Source organism: Chitinophaga flava (genome assembly GCF_003308995.1).
In the GTDB taxonomy this organism is placed as follows: Bacteria; Bacteroidota; Bacteroidia; order Chitinophagales; family Chitinophagaceae; genus Chitinophaga; species Chitinophaga flava.
In genome coordinates this window covers 762,204-777,726 of sequence record NZ_QFFJ01000002.1, presented here as the reverse complement: position 1 = coordinate 777,726, position 15,523 = coordinate 762,204, and the positions used below count along the sequence as shown (strand labels likewise).

General features: G+C 48.2%; 12 protein-coding genes. 5 read left to right on the top strand and 7 right to left on the bottom strand.

All coding sequences use genetic code 11. From position 1 onward, the window contains the following. Nucleotides 1-18: 18 nt before the first annotated feature. Entirely contained in the window at nucleotides 19-3,159 is a 3,141-nt protein-coding gene (locus tag DF182_RS19525; RefSeq protein WP_113617501.1) for an efflux RND transporter permease subunit, read from the top strand. Continuing rightward, a complete protein-coding gene (locus tag DF182_RS19520; RefSeq protein WP_113617500.1) occupies nucleotides 3,152-4,585 on the top strand; it encodes a TolC family protein in 1,434 nt (477 codons plus the stop codon). Before DF182_RS19525 ends, DF182_RS19520 begins: the two co-directional genes overlap by 8 nt. Nucleotides 4,586-4,793: 208 nt before the next feature. On the opposite strand, the gene DF182_RS19515 is transcribed toward DF182_RS19520, so the two are convergent. From DF182_RS19515 to DF182_RS19505, 3 genes are read right to left on the bottom strand one after another with little or no spacing between them, the layout of a single operon-like run. Continuing rightward, a complete protein-coding gene (locus tag DF182_RS19515; protein WP_113617499.1) occupies nucleotides 4,794-5,606 on the bottom strand; it encodes a carboxylesterase family protein in 813 nt (270 codons plus the stop codon). 33 nt (nucleotides 5,607-5,639) lie between these two features. Then, nucleotides 5,640-6,437, bottom strand: coding sequence for an O-methyltransferase (locus tag DF182_RS19510; protein ID WP_113617498.1), 798 nt, complete (start codon nucleotides 6,435-6,437; stop codon nucleotides 5,640-5,642). Between the two features lie 15 nt (nucleotides 6,438-6,452). Beyond that, a complete protein-coding gene (locus DF182_RS19505; RefSeq protein ID WP_113617497.1) occupies nucleotides 6,453-7,190 on the bottom strand; it encodes a glycosyltransferase family 2 protein in 738 nt (245 codons plus the stop codon). A 185-nt stretch (nucleotides 7,191-7,375) separates the two neighbouring features. Here DF182_RS19505 and DF182_RS19500 point away from each other — a divergent pair, with 185 nt between their 5' ends. Together DF182_RS19500 and DF182_RS19495 are read left to right on the top strand one after the other, a co-directional pair. Further along, complete coding sequence (locus tag DF182_RS19500; protein ID WP_147243484.1) at nucleotides 7,376-8,704, top strand: hypothetical protein; 1,329 nt, start codon at nucleotides 7,376-7,378, stop codon at nucleotides 8,702-8,704. A 123-nt stretch (nucleotides 8,705-8,827) separates the two neighbouring features. Next, nucleotides 8,828-9,769 (top strand): hydrogen peroxide-inducible genes activator, encoded by a 942-nt coding sequence (locus DF182_RS19495; protein WP_113617495.1) that lies wholly within the window; start codon nucleotides 8,828-8,830, stop codon nucleotides 9,767-9,769. A gap of 94 nt (nucleotides 9,770-9,863) precedes the next feature. On the opposite strand, the gene DF182_RS19490 is transcribed toward DF182_RS19495, so the two are convergent. The 3 genes from DF182_RS19490 to prmA form a co-directional block, all read right to left on the bottom strand. Continuing rightward, nucleotides 9,864-10,664 (bottom strand): M48 family metallopeptidase, encoded by an 801-nt coding sequence (locus tag DF182_RS19490; protein WP_113619647.1) that lies wholly within the window; start codon nucleotides 10,662-10,664, stop codon nucleotides 9,864-9,866. Between the two features lie 108 nt (nucleotides 10,665-10,772). Further along, entirely contained in the window at nucleotides 10,773-11,414 is a 642-nt protein-coding gene (gene plsY, locus DF182_RS19485) for a glycerol-3-phosphate 1-O-acyltransferase PlsY (protein WP_113617494.1), read from the bottom strand. Between the two features lie 120 nt (nucleotides 11,415-11,534). Beyond that, on the bottom strand, nucleotides 11,535-12,356 hold the full coding sequence (gene prmA / locus DF182_RS19480; RefSeq protein WP_113617493.1) for a 50S ribosomal protein L11 methyltransferase: 822 nt from the start codon (nucleotides 12,354-12,356) through the stop codon (nucleotides 11,535-11,537). A gap of 138 nt (nucleotides 12,357-12,494) precedes the next feature. On the opposite strand from prmA, the gene DF182_RS19475 reads away from it, so the two are divergent. Beyond that, on the top strand, nucleotides 12,495-13,070 hold the full coding sequence (locus tag DF182_RS19475; RefSeq protein ID WP_113617492.1) for a hypothetical protein: 576 nt from the start codon (nucleotides 12,495-12,497) through the stop codon (nucleotides 13,068-13,070). Between the two features lie 93 nt (nucleotides 13,071-13,163). Here the strand turns inward: DF182_RS19475 and DF182_RS19470 are convergent, their stop codons facing one another. Continuing rightward, nucleotides 13,164-15,509 (bottom strand): polyribonucleotide nucleotidyltransferase, encoded by a 2,346-nt coding sequence (locus DF182_RS19470; RefSeq protein WP_113617491.1) that lies wholly within the window; start codon nucleotides 15,507-15,509, stop codon nucleotides 13,164-13,166. Between the last annotated feature and the right edge of the window lie 14 nt (nucleotides 15,510-15,523).

Below are 15,523 nucleotides of genomic sequence, written 5' to 3'. Positions count from 1 at the left end.
TAGCAGAAAACGAGATCAATGTTTGAAACATTCATAAAAAGACCGGTGCTGTCACTGGTCATATCGCTTATTATCACACTGGTAGGCCTGCTGGCGCTATTCACGCTGCCGGTCACCCAGTTTCCCGATATCGTACCTCCTTCAGTTACGGTAACAGCCAAGTATACCGGTGCTAACGCAGAAGTATCTGCCAAGGCAGTGTCTACACCACTGGAACGCGCTATCAACGGGGTTCCTGGCATGACATACATGTCGTCTGTTTCCAGTAACGACGGTATCACCGTTATTCAGATATTCTTTCAGGTAGGTACCGACCCGGACCAGGCCGCCGTTAACGTTCAGAACAGGGTGGCCACCATCCTCGATGAACTGCCGGAAGAGGTTATCAAGGCCGGTGTTACCACCGAAAAGGAAGTAAACAGTATGCTGTTGTACCTCAACGTGATGAGTGAAGACACCACGCTGAACGAGCAGTTCATCTACAACTTTGCCGATATCAACGTGCTGCAGGAACTGAAACGTATTGACGGTGTAGGCCGCGCCGAAATTATGGGCGCCAAGGAGTACGCCATGCGTATTTGGCTCAAGCCCGACCGTATGCTGGCCTACAACGTGTCTTCAGACGAAGTCATCGCCGCCATCCGCAAACAGAACATAGAAGCAGCTCCCGGTAAAACCGGCGAAAGCTCTGATAAAAATCCCCTGTTGCTGCAATACGTGCTCCGTTATACCGGTAAGTTCTTCGAGCCCGAACAATACAAACAGATCGTCCTGAGAGCCGGCGCCGACGGTTCCGTGCTACACCTCAAAGACGTGGCAGACGTGGAATTTGGCGCACTCACCTATAGCATGGTGTCTAAAACAGATGGCAAACCCTCTGCCTCCATCATGCTCAAACAAAGACCCGGTTCCAATGCCCGCGAGGTTATCAACAATGTGAAGCAAAAGATGGAAGAGATGAAAAACGCCTCTTTCCCTCCAGGTATGACCTACAACTTCAACTACGACGTATCGCGCTTTCTCGACGCCTCCATCCATGAAGTGGTGAGGACACTCTTCGAAGCGTTTATCCTCGTGTTTATTGTGGTGTTTATCTTTTTGCAGGACTTCCGTTCTACCCTGATACCCGCGCTGGCCGTACCGGTAGCCCTGATCGGCACACTGGCCTTTATGCAGATGATGGGCTTCTCCATCAACCTGCTTACCCTCTTCGCGCTGGTACTGGCCATTGGTATTGTGGTAGATAATGCTATTGTAGTGGTAGAAGCAGTACACGTGAAGATGAGCGAAGATCATCTGCCTCCACTCGAAGCTACGATTGCCGCCATGCGTGAAATCAGCGGGGCACTGGTAGCCATTACGCTGGTGATGTCTGCCGTATTTATTCCGGTAGCCTTCCTCTCCGGCCCTGTGGGCGTGTTCTACCGGCAGTTCTCCCTCACACTGGCCATCTCCATCGTGATCTCCGGTATCAACGCAGTAACGTTAACGCCTGCACTCTGTGCCATCATGCTGAAAAACACCCATGGCCAGACCGGCAAAAAGAGCTTGCTACAGCGGTTTTTCAACGGTTTCAACAAAGGTTATACCGCTACTGAAAATAAATATGCCAAACTGGTGAGCTTTATCGCCAGCAGAAGGATCATCACCCTCGCGGCACTGGCCTTCTTCTTCGTAGCCACCTGGGGAGCCAGTGCTATCCTGCCTTCCGGCTTTATCCCCACAGAAGACCAGGGTATGATTTATGTAAACGTAACCACACCTCCCGGCGCCACTGTAGAGCGTACAGAAGAAGTGCTGGACCAGATACAGGCCATCGCCGCAAAGCTGGAGGAAGTAGAATCCGTATCTACCCTCGCCGGCTACAGCCTGGTAAACGAGGTGGCTGGTGCTTCCTACGGCATGGGCATGGTCAACCTGAAACCATGGGATGATCGTAAAGCATCTGTAAAAGATATCATCGCAAGCCTTCAGAAGCTCACCGCAGGCATCGCAGACGCCAGCATCGAATTTTTCCCGCCACCTACCGTACCCGGCTTCGGTAACTCCAGCGGTTTCGAATTGCGGTTACTGGATCGTAGCGGTAGTGGTGATCTGCGCCAGACAGCCCAAATCACCAACAATTTCATCGACGCACTTAAAAAACGGCCGGAGATAGGCAGCGCCTTCACCAGCTTCGACGCCGAATTCCCTCAATATCTCATCCATGTAGATCAGGCCATGGCCGCCAAAAAGGGCGTGAGCATCGAGAATGCAATGAGTAATCTGCAAACACTGATGGGTAGCTTCTACGCCTCTAACTTTATCCGCTTCGGACAGATGTATAAAGTGATGGTACAGGCAGATCCTGCCTTCAGGGCCAAACCCGACGATCTCCTGCGGCTACACGTAAAAAATGACCGCGGAGAAATGGTGTCCTACGCTGACTTCGTCAAACTGGAACGGGTATACGGACCTGAACAGCTCACCCGCTACAACATGTATACCGCCGCTATGATCAACGGCGACGCAGCATCCGGCTACAGTAGCAGCCAGGCCATCCAGGCCGTACAGGAGGTAGCAGCCAAAGAACTGCCCAGAGGCTACAGTTACGAATGGAGCGGTATGACCCGCGAACAGATCCTTTCCGGCAACCAGGCCGTATACATCTTCATCATCGTATTGATATTTGTATACCTGCTGCTGGCTGCTCAATACGAGAGTTTCCTGCTGCCATTACCGGTATTGCTGTCGCTCCCGGTAGGTATCTTCGGCGCTTTCATTTCCCTCAAATTGTTTGGGCTGGAGAACAATATCTATGCCCAGGTGGCCTTGGTCATGCTGGTAGGTTTGCTGGGCAAAAACGCCATCCTCATCGTGGAATTTGCCATCCTGCGGAATAAACACGGCGCCTCCGTACTTGCCGCCGCCAGAGAAGGAGCTGTATCAAGGTTAAGGCCCATCCTCATGACTTCCTTTGCCTTCATCGCTGGTCTTATACCGTTGTGTATCGCCTCCGGGGCCGGCGCCATGGGCAACCGTTCCATTGGTACAGCCGCTGCAGGCGGTATGCTGATAGGAACTGTTTTCGGCGTACTCATCATACCCGGACTCTATGTGCTGTTTGCCTCCATGATCCCGAAAAAGAAAGTTGAACTAAAAGCTTACACCAATGAATAAACGAATATATCATTACGCGCTGGCTACCTGTTTACTCACAGGGGCCGGCGCCTGTACCACACAAAAGGAGTTGCAGATGCCGGAGCGTGTGTCCGTTCCCGTTACCTCTGCGCCTGGCACCGATACCTTGTCACTGCAGAGCTTTGACCAGGTATTCCGGGACCCTCATCTGAAGACCCTGGTAGACAGTGCCCTGCTCCACAACTACGACCTGCTCTCCGCCTCCCGCCGTGTGGCCGCCGCTCAGGCCAATCTGATGATGGCCAGAAATGCCTGGCTACCTTCCGTCAACCTGTCGCTGACAGCAGGCGTAGATCACTTCGCCGATTATACCATGACCGGCGTCGGTAACTTCGACACCAACAAATCGCCCAATATCAACAACGATCAGCGGGCTCCGGACCCCACCCCGGAATATTTCGCGGGTATCCGCAGCTCCTGGGAGATAGACCTCTGGGGTAAATTGAAACAACAGCGTAAAGCCACCTACGCGCGCTTCCTCGCCAGCCAGGAAGGACGACGCCTGCTCACCACACAAATCACAGCCGGCGTAACAGGACTCTATTATGAACTGCTGGCCATGGACAGCGAACTGACCATCATCCGGCGAAATATCCGCCTGCAGGAAGCTGCCGTGGCTACGGTCAACATACAGAAAGAAGCCGGACGCGCCACCGAACTGGCCGTTCAGCAGTTCACCGCGCAGCTGTTGAGCACACAGGCACTGGAATACGGTGTCAAACAGGAAATCACTTCCCTCGAAAATCAACTTAATGCACTGATGGGACGCCTGCCGCAGCCGATCACACGCAGCACCACGCGGGATTCCGTAACACTCCCACCCTCAGTGCCCACTGCCATACCCGGCAACTTATTGCTGCTCCGGCCCGATGTACAACGGGCAGAACTGGAGCTGAGCGCCGCCCAGGCAGATGTTAAAGCCGCCAGGGCCGCCTTTCTCCCGGGACTCACCATCACCCCCTACGCTGGCTTTAATGCCTTCAAAGCAGGATTACTTTTTAAAACACCTGCCTCTATGGCCTGGGGAGCCCTGGGAAGCCTCACAGCGCCCGTCTTCAACAAAAAACAACTGAAAGCACAATACAACATCTCTACCGCCAGCGCCTATACGGCTTTTTACGATTACCAGCAGGCCATCGTAAACGGTTACCAGGAAGTGGCCACAGCCCTCAACAAAGTAGAGAACCAGCAACAAACCTTTGCGCTTAAAACCAAAGAAGTACAGGTGTTGCAGCAGGCCGTATCCACCGCCAATATTCTGTTTACCACCGGTTACGCCAACTACCTCGAAGTAATCACCGCCCAGAAAAACGTGCTGGAGGCAGAACTGGCCCTGGTGACCACCCGCAGGAACGTATACCAGGGATTGGTGTCGTTGTATAGAGCCCTTGGCGGTAACCGATGATATTTTTGATGTTTCTGATGCTGCTGATAAGCGAAGATTTAGAGAGGACGGAAAATACCAGAGATAGATATTGGAAAATTTAAAGGAGAAGCCCCTGGCAAACAATTAAGTTGCCAGGGGCTTCTCCTTTAATCTGTTTATTGTTCCAAAGCATTTAATCACTCGCTTCTGTCATCGCTTATCAGCAGCATCAGAAGCATCAAACAAATCAGCGGTTCCGTTTGTGTGTGAACAGCCACTGAAACAGCTCCGGTTCCACAAAAACATTATCCCAGCTGTTATGGCCTACACCAGGATATTCGGTGTATTTAACATCAGCACCGAGGGCTTTCAGTTTTGTTTCATAGGCACGAGAGGCTTCTGCAGGTACTATTGCGTCGGCGGCGCCATGGAAGATCCAGATGGGGACTTTACCGGCGAAGCGGTTGGCGGCATCTACGTTGCCGGCACCACAGATGGGAAAAGCGGCAGCAAACAGTTCCGGCCTTCTGGTGATCAGGTAATAAGTGCCCATACCACCCATAGAAAGGCCACCGATATATACTCTTTTGGTGTCTATTTTGCCGGAGGCCAGCAGGCTGTCCAGCACTCTATTCAACAATGCAGTGGGTGTCGGCATCTCTCCATCTACCGGGTAGGTGCCGCTGACGATTCTGTGATTGCTGTCCGTTTTCAGGATCATGGGTGCCCAGGTGGCAGTCGACGGGCATTGAGGTACCAGTACAAAGGCGGGGTATTTGTTACGCAGGCTGTCGCGCAGGAACATGGTCCCACCATGCAAAAGCTGGGCATTGTTATCATATCCTCTTTCTCCTATACCATGCAGAAACACAATCAGCGGATATTTTTTGTGGCGGTCGTAGTTGGCCGGCAGCAACAAACGATAACGCAGGGTATCACCTTTGTAATAATAAGTTTGGGAACTGTAAGCGCTGAGATCCTGGGCCTGGGCTTGTTGGGCAGACATAGGTAACCCTACTGCCAGCAGGCAGCAATAAAATAGTAGTCTGAGGTAGTTCATATTGGGAATTTGTACCAATATACTACGTGAAGACTAGTATTTCAAGGTGAAATGCTGTTTGATTTTAAAATCCTTCCGGAAAAATACCAGGCCGATGAAGAACAGGTCGATGGTCATGGTCACCTGCGGATGCTGCTGTATGGTGTGCCAGGCGGCTTCCATATCCGGTGTCCAGTGGATATCATCGAAGATCAGGAGGGAGTATTCGTGCACATGCTGCAAGCACTGCTCAAAATAGGCCAGGGTAGGCTCTTTGCGGTGATTACCATCTATGTACACCCAGTCTGGCTGTTTTATCTCGCGGAGCACATCAGGCAATACTGTATCAAAGTTACCTGTCACCTGAACAATATTATCCAGATGAAGGGTTTCGAAGTTTTTACGGGCTCTGGCCGCGATATTCGGACAGCCTTCAATGGTATACACTTTGGCATCCGGTGCTGCCTTGGCCATATAAGCCGTGGAAAGGCCCATAGAAGTGCCTAATTCAAGCAATACCTTCGGTTGGAGGTATTGTACCAGCCGGTAGAACAAACGCCCGAATTTGGGCTGTTTGGCAGCATATCGTGTGATGTCGCTGACTTTTCGTTCATTACCGGCTGATATCAGGGAGCCAGCCCCCAGGTCGGTCACCTGCAGGGTTTCCTGGCTGGCCAGCAATTGTTTGCGCAGCTGCTCAATTTCGCCGAATGCGGCATGCGGGGTCTTATCCCGTAATACGTCCTCTACCAAAGAAAATACAAAAGGAGAGTGAACATCATGACGGTTTCCGGCGGTAAAATAATACCGCAGATATTTGGTGGCTAATTTATACTGCTGCGCTAAACTCACTGACTATACGATTTTTTAATAGATTTTTCCTTTAAACATACCCCACATATGCAGACGATGCTGCAGGGATACTCTAAGTACACCGAGGCCGTAGATAGCACTCCGTTTGAAGTTAATACTGGACGCTTCCTCAAAATATTTGGTCGGACAGGTTATTTCCGCAATATCGAACCCTTTCATGAATATCTGCGAAATCATTTCATTATCAAATACAAAGTCATCGCTATTAGCCATGTAGTTGATATTCCGCAATACCTCAGCAGAAAATGTACGGTAACCGGTATGGTACTCGCTCAGTTTCTGCCCGATCAGTATATTCTGTGTAAGTGTGAGACAACGGTTGAAAACATATTTGTACAACGGCATACCACCTTTCAGCGCACCTTTTCCAAGGATACGGGAGCCGAAAACCACCGGATACAGTTCATTCGCAATAATGCTGCACATGGCCGTAATCAGCTTGGGCGTATACTGATAGTCGGGGTGAAGCATCACCACCACATCAGCTCCCAGCTCCAGCGCTTTGTTGTAGCAGGACTTCTGGTTACCGCCATAACCTTTGTTCTGATCGTGGCGGATCAGATGTTTGATGCCCAATTTTCTCCCCACCTCAAGGGTTTCATCTTTACTGGCATCGTCCACCAGTACCACATCATCTACGATGTCAAAAGGGATTTCCCGGAACGTCTTTTCCAGTGTTAGTGCTGCGTTGTAAGCTGGTAGTACAACCACTATCTTTTTGTTATTCAGCATGAAAGTGGATCAAATTTGGGTGCAAAGGTAAGTCACCTGCTGATAATTCAAAATATATTGCGCAAATGCTCTTCGTACCATCTATCATGATTTAATTTTAACTATTATTAATTATTTATCTTTGTAGCTTGATGATTTTGGCATCATATTTTCTAAAATTTTTGTTAACAAAAAGCAAAAAGAACATGTTAAAACACTTACCAACGGAAATGCAGCACTACAAAGGTTTGGATGCCCTTTGCAACAACTCATTACCGTTAGTACAGCCCGGGAAAAAATCCCGGATTTCAAAATGGATGAAAGTGCTGCCTGCACCCTTTATCTTTTTGTTAACCTTTCAGGCCGCACAAGCCCAGGACCCGGAACTGAAAGCCATTTCGTCTCCTGTCATCAAAACACAAGACACTACTATCCGGAAACTCGTGGAGGAGATGCAGCGCATCACCGACAACGACAAAACAAATTCCAACGCCATTCAGGCTTTGCTGCAGGGTAAAGAGATCGATAACATGAGTAAATATGATCTCATTAAATACAATATCATCAATGCCAGCGAAACGTATTATCTACTCAACAAGAAGATCATCGACCTGAAATCGCGTACCACCACCAACAACCTCGATGTATTTATTACCTCGCTCAACAACCCTGAAAGCAAGGCTTTAGGGTTTTCCCTGAGTGACCGCATCGTGGAGCTGGTGGAAAAAATCATCCTGAAAAACAAATCAGATAAGGGTGAAAAAAATTCCAAGATAGTAGAGTCCACCAAATCCATTATCAACAGCCCAATCTTCCAGAGTTTTACTTCACTTACGCCACCACTGGCCATCGCTAATTCAGTGATGAACTTCCTGCACAGCGTAAGTGTCAACAATAAACAGATCAATCAGAAATCCCTGCAGGAGTTTGAAAAAGAGCTGAATAAATATGTGGTATATTATACCGCATTGAATGATGCCAACCAGAAATTTGAGTATGGCCTCAACTTCAACAAAGACCAGCTCAGCTTGCTACAGGACAATCTGTACGACCACCTTTCCTTTACCGCTACTTCCCTGAAGTTCCCGGCTCCGCAGAAAGGAAACAAACCACTGAGCCAAACCATGAACGAATATTTCTACGACTTCAAAAAAGAAAAAGTAGTAGACTATTTCGCTCAGCTGGAAGCCAAGTACACAAAAAACAAACGTATCGACTACGAATCACTGCTCCGGGAAAATCCCAACCTGAAAGAGGTTAACAACCAACTGGAAGACCTGGTGCTGCAAACCAAACGGTACGAAAACCTCTACAACGAATACTTCACCCTGCTGGATTCGTACTACAATAAGGTGAACAACTCCCTGAAGATAGCCCAGGACAACGGACTGGCCGATAAAAGCATTATCGATAACAAACAGGCCGAGTTCCGCAGTCTGAAAACAGATGCCGTTCAGGAAATACAGGCCTCCATCAATATCCGGGAGCTGTATGCCAACACCGAAAAAATCAAATACCGTTACAGAATCTTCTAAAAAGATACCATCGTAATACAAGTTTTCAGGGGCAGTTGTAAGCAATGTTAAATCGCTTATTACTGCCCCTGAATCTATAATCACAGATACTTTTCCTATAGATTTTATCAATACCTTTGCAGCATGACAACGGTTCAATTGGAGTATATTGTTGCGGTAGAAACTTACCGGAGTTTTGTAATTGCAGCGGAAAAATGCTTTGTAACCCAGCCTACCCTGAGTATGCAGATTCAGAAGCTGGAAGATGAGTTGGGTGTTAAATTGTTTGACCGCAGCAAACTGCCCGTAGTACCTACCGAAATAGGAGTTGCCGTCATTGCACAGGCAAGGATCATCATAAAGGAAAATGCCCGTATCCGGGAAATCATTGCCGATCAGAAAAAAGAAGTACAGGGCAACCTGAAAGTAGGTATCATCCCTACCCTGGCGCCCTATCTGCTGCCACGCATCCTCACGGGTTTCATGAAAAAATACCCGAAAGTAAAACTTGAAATCTGGGAATATCCTACCGAACAGATTATTCAGCAACTGAAACAGGAACTGCTGGACTGCGGCCTGCTGGCCACTCCCCTGCACAATCCTCATCTGGAGGAACATCCCCTGTTTTATGAATCATTTGTGGTATACGCAGCCAAAAGCAATCCGCTCTACGATAAAAAAGTAGTCCGTACCGATGAGCTGGAGCTGAAAGATGTATGGTTGCTGAACGAAGGACATTGTATGCGTAATCAGGTGCTTAATATCTGCAAGGATAAATTCACCATGGGTGAGCATAAAAATCTGGAATATAATACCGGTAGTGTGGAAACGCTGAAGCGGATGGTAGACCTGAATGAAGGATACACGATTTTACCGGAGTTGTCGCTGCAAGACCTATCCACGCGCCAGCTCAATATGGTAAGGTATTTCAAAGCACCTGAACCGGTGCGGGAGATCAGCCTGGTGACCCATCGTCACTTTATCAAACAGGCGTTGATAGAGGCTTTTAAGAAAGAAATCCTGGCGCATGTGCCAGAGAAAACCAAAATACAGAAGAACAAAAAAGTAATTGAAATAGAGCTCTAGATCAGATAAGAAGATAAAAGGGCTTCAAACAACGTATTTATCTAAAAAGGCCCAGGGCTAAAGCCCTGGGCCTTTTTTATTCAACGAATGCTGATTATCTCGGTTTGTAATATTGCATAGCCTCTGGCATCAGTTGCTGCAGCTGTTGTACACGTCTGGCATCGCTGGGGTGTGTACTCATGAACTCAGGTGGTTTCTGACCATTGCTCATATTAGCCATACGTTGCCAGAAAGGAATGGATTCCTGTGGATTGTATCCGGCCATAGCCATGAAGATAACGCCGAGGTGGTCTGCTTCCAGCTCGTTCTGGCGGGAGAAGGCCAGGACGCCCAGGTTGCCACCTATACCGAAGGCCTGGTTAAAGACATTGACAGCGGTAGGGTTTTTACCCAGCGCTACTGTACCTGCTACCTGGATACCTTGTGCAATCAGGCCCTGGCTCATACGTTCGTTACCATGACGGGCGATAGCGTGGGCAATCTCGTGTCCCATTACACAGGCCAGTGCGGTTTCGTTTTGTGTTACCGGTAATAAACCAGTGTATACTACTACTTTTCCACCCGGCATACACCAGGCGTTCACATCTTTACTATCTACCAGGTTAAACTCCCATTTGTAATCGGCGATCTGATTACCCATATTATGCTGGTTCATGTAGGTAGTAACGGCACCAGCGATACGCTGCCCTACCCTTTTCACCATATCCGCATCTTTATTGGAGGTTTGTGACACGACTTTGTTAGAAGAAAGAAAAGACTGATATTCCTGGAGTGCCATGGATTGCATGGTGCTTTCGGGGAGAAGGTTTAACTGACTACGACCTGTAATGGGCACACGTGAACACGCGGCTAACAGTCCGATGCCGGCAGTAAAGATAAGTGCGATCTTTTTCATGGGTGAATCTAATTTATAATGCAGAAAAGCATAAGGCAAAAAGCGTGCACATTTCATACTGGCCCTGCTTTTTACTTTATGCTTTGATGTTTATAATGATAAGCTGAATTAATGCTTTTCTTTTCTATTCCTGAATAACGGCACTTTGCTTTCATTACCTTTCAACAGGCGGGTAATGTTTTTCTGGTGCGTTAAAACTACCATCAAGGCCACGGCTATTGCAAAAATGCGATAAAATATTTCGGGCTCGTTGAAGATATAGAGGATTAAAATAGGAAATGCGATACTTGCGATAATCGAACTCAGTGATACATACCTGGTAAGAAACAGGATCATCAGAAATACACCTACGCAGCACAATGCTACCAGTGGCTGAATAGCCAGTACCAGTCCAAACAGTGTTGCGATGCCTTTACCACCTCTGAAGTTTGCCCAGATAGGGAAGATATGTCCAACCACGGCCGTGAGTCCCAGTCCGATCTGAAGATTTACCAGCTGGGTTAAGTGCTCGGGGTCATGATAGTAAGAAACGAGATATGCTAACCGTACAGCCAGTACACCTTTCAACATGTCTACCACCATCACAAAAGTTCCTGCTTTAGGGCCTAAGACCCGGAATGTGTTGGTAGCACCGGCGTTGCCGCTGCCATATTCCCTGATGTCCATTCCGAAAACGCCTTTACTTACCCATACCGCCGTAGGCACAGAACCTATCAGATAAGCACAAAGAAGCAATAAAATTTCTGTCATCACTATAAGTTAGGATTGCTAAGATAACAATTTCTGTGTTAAAATTAAGCAAACATTAGAAAAGATTGTAACACAAAAGTTGGATTATCAGTACTTTTCATATAAAGTTTAAAACTATTTCTACTGATTTGCTTCCAATTGCAGGGCCAGCCAGTTGTTCTTCTCTATTTTTTCTTTCAGGGAGAAGCCAGCGGGGATTGCTGATGCAAGGATCTGTTCTTCATCAGACGGCATAATACCGCTCAGTAACAGTATACCACCGGGTACCAGCAACCGGCGCATATCACTCATAAACCGCAGCAACACATTCAGGTTAATATTAGCGAGCACAATATCATAAGGGCCAGTCACAGCATCCAGGTTATCTGCCTGCCATACCTTTGTATGTTGGGTATGGTTGGTTGCTATATTCTCTACGGTATTGTTCACTGCCCATTCATCATAATCAATGGCATCTACCTCAGCCGCGCCCATCATGTCTGCCAGGATAGCCAGGATACCGGTGCCAGTGCCAAAGTCAAATACACGTTTCCCTTCAAATGATATGTCCTGCATCAGCCGGATCATGGAAGAAGTAGTCGCGTGATGCCCTGTACCAAACGACATCTTGGGTGTAATCACTATTTCATAGGCCGGCGCCGGTGTAAACGGCGGATGAAAAGAGGCCCTGATACCGCAAAAAGCGTCTACCTGTACAGGTTCAAAATTGCTCTCCCACAGTGCATTCCAATTAGTCTGCTGAATTGTTTCTTTCGTATAGGTGATACCGTAAGGTAGTATTACCGCCTGCAATGCTGTTTCATCAAAATCTGCTTCCGGAATATAGGCAACCAACTGGGCCGGCTGCTCCTCAAAACCCTCAAAACCAATCTCGGACAACTGTGCAATCAACAGGTCAGTCTGTTCTTCACTCGCCTGCAGCGTAATAGCAATATGTGACATATGTGGCAAATATAATCATTTGCTGTAAACATCCATTAGGCCGCATCTGATACAACAAAATATTTCTCTGGGGCCAATTTATAACAAATTATATCAATATCATTATATTTGACATATAAAAATTAACCAATATTACCTATGAAAACATTCGTGCTCCTGCTGGCAGGCATAGCCTGCTCATTGGCCACTATGGCACAAGTGATCAAAGTACAACCGCCTGCCGAGCCCCTGAAGGATTCTATCATTTACCAGGGCGACAATGCCATTCTTATTTTCGACCGTCAGCACCTGCTCGATTATATGATTGGCATGGACACCACGCTCCGCAATAATAAAAACAGCAACAAGGTATTCCGTAATATCCAGTTCTCTAAACTGAACAATGTAGACATGGCCAACCACTTCCGGAAAGCCTACTGCTTTCTGGAAGACACGCTGAATAAGGAAATCACCTTCCGTACTGATAAAATGAACCTGTTATGGGCGGAAGACTGCGGTGTTCTGATGCCCTATGTGGAAGAAATATTGCCTGACCTGCTGGCCACCGGCAATCTGAAAGTAGTGGAGAAAGGCAGTAAAATCGCACAACCGGCCTACAAACTGATCGCTGAACCGATCAATGGAAATAATTACCGTGTTTTCCGGATGAATAATGGTAAGGAGATTTTCCGCGAAAGCACTTTTTGTGTAGAACAACAACTCTCCCACAGATAAGCACATACAAAGTGTATAAAGTGAAAAAGCAGCTATTAGAAAATAGCTGCTTTTTCATTTATCTAATTTCAGTTATAAACACTGAGGGAATGTTTATTCTTCGTCGAAGGTAGGCTCCTGTGGTTTTTCAGGACGGTCCTGGAAACGAGGGCCACGGTCTCCGCCACGGTCATCACGAGGACCACGGTCACGTCTGTCGCCGCCACCACGTCTGTCATCGCGAGGACCGCGGTCACGTCCACGGTCACCACCACGATCACGATCGCGATCACCACGGTGTTCACGTCTGTCACCTTCTTCCCTTTCAGGTCTTTCTACATAACCTTCTGGTTTAGGAATCAGCACTTTGCGGCTCAGTTTGAACTTACCGGTTTTAGGATCGGTACCAGTGAGTTTCACTTTTACCACTTCACCTTCAGACAGTACACCTTCCATCGTTTCCAGACGTTTCCAGGAAACTTCGGAGATATGCAGCAATCCTTGTTTGCCAGGCATGAACTCTACGAACGCGCCATAAGGCATGATGGATTTAACCACAGATTCGTACACCTCTCCTACTTCAGGAACGGCCACGATACCTTTAACCCATTTCACGGCTTTATCCAGACCTTCTTTCTGAGCAGAGAAGATGCTTACTTCGCCGGTTTCGCCTACCTCTTCAATGTTGATGGTAGTACCGGTTTCGCGTTGGATTTCCTGTATGATCTTACCACCTGGTCCGATCACCGCACCGATAAATTCACGGTCGATGATGATCTTCTCCATACGTGGTGCATGTGGTTTAGGTTCAGGACGGGCAGTTGGTACGGCAGCATACATCGCTTCGATGATGTGCAGGCGTCCTTTCTGGGCTTGTGCCAGTGCGGAGCGCATAACGTCCATGCTGAGACCGTCAACTTTGATATCCATCTGGATACCAACGATACCATCGCGGGTACCAGTTACTTTGAAGTCCATATCACCCAGGTGGTCTTCATCGCCCAGGATGTCGGTCAGTACTGCCCATTTACCATCAGAGGCACGGGAGATCAGACCCATTGCCACACCGGAAACGTGCTTAGGCAGCGGAACACCGGCGTCCATCAGTGCCAGTGAACCAGCACATACGGTAGCCATGGAGGAAGAACCATTGGATTCGAGGATATCGGACACTACCCTTACAGTGTAAGGATATTCAGATCCTGGCATCATTTGTTTCAGGGAACGCATGGCCAGGTTACCGTGTCCTACTTCGCGACGGCCGGGGCCGCGCATCATTTTTACTTCACCAGTAGAGAAAGGCGGGAAGTTGTAGTGCAGGATGAATTTGGTATAATTGGAGACAGCAGCACTTTCGATCAGCAGCTCATCTTCCGGAGTACCCAGGGTAACGGTAGTCAGTGACTGTGTTTCACCACGGGTAAACAGGGCAGATCCGTGCGGAGAAGGCAGGATATCTGTTTCCATTGCCAGCGGACGTACCTGGTCCAGGGAACGGCCATCCAGGCGGATGGATTCGTCCAGGATCATGTTGCGGATCACTTCTTTTTCCAGGTCGTGGAAGTATTCGCCTACCAGTGGCGCATCTTCTTCCGGCAGTTCGCCCAGGTGCTCTTTCAGCTCTTCTCCGATCTTTTTGAACGCATCGCTGCGGTCATGTTTGGCAGAAGCAGATTTAGCTACCTGGTAGATTTTATCTTTAGCAAAAGCAATCACTTTTGCTTTGAGTTCTTCGTTCTGGTGTGGCAGGGTGTATTCACGTTTGCCTTTAACACCTTTCAGATCGCGCAGTTCTTCCTGAGCTTTCACCTGAATTCTGATGGCAGCGTGTGCAGCCTCGATTGCGGCGATCAGGTCTTCTTCCTGGCATTCTTTACTTTCCCCTTCCACCATCATGATGTTCTTTTCAGTAGCACCGATGATGAAGTCCATATCGGCATTAGCCAGATCGGAACGGTTAGGGTTGATTACATATTGACCATTGATGCGCGCTACCCTTACTTCAGAGATGATCTCCTGGATGGGAACGTCAGAAACGGCGAGTGCTGCAGAAGCTGCCAGACAAGCCAGTGCATCGGGCATTACTTCGAGATCGGAGGAAATCAAGGTTACGAGTACCTGTACTTCGCAGAGATAGTTATCGGGGAACAGAGGGCGTAATGCACGGTCTATCAGACGGGAGATCAGGACCTCAGAATCGGATAGTCTGCCTTCACGTTTGAAGAAGGAACCGGGTATGCGGCCGGCGGAGGCAAATTTTTCCTGGTAGTCAACAGTAAGCGGGAAGAAGGACTGGCCTGGTTTGGGTTCTTTATTCGCTACCACAGTGGCCAGCAGAATTGCATTCCCTAAACGCACCGTAACCGCACCATCAGCCTGACGGGCCAATTTACCGGTTTCGATGGTCACCATACGACCGTCTCCTATATCAAATTTCACTGAGATAGGTGTCAGATTCATAATAAAGTGAGGAT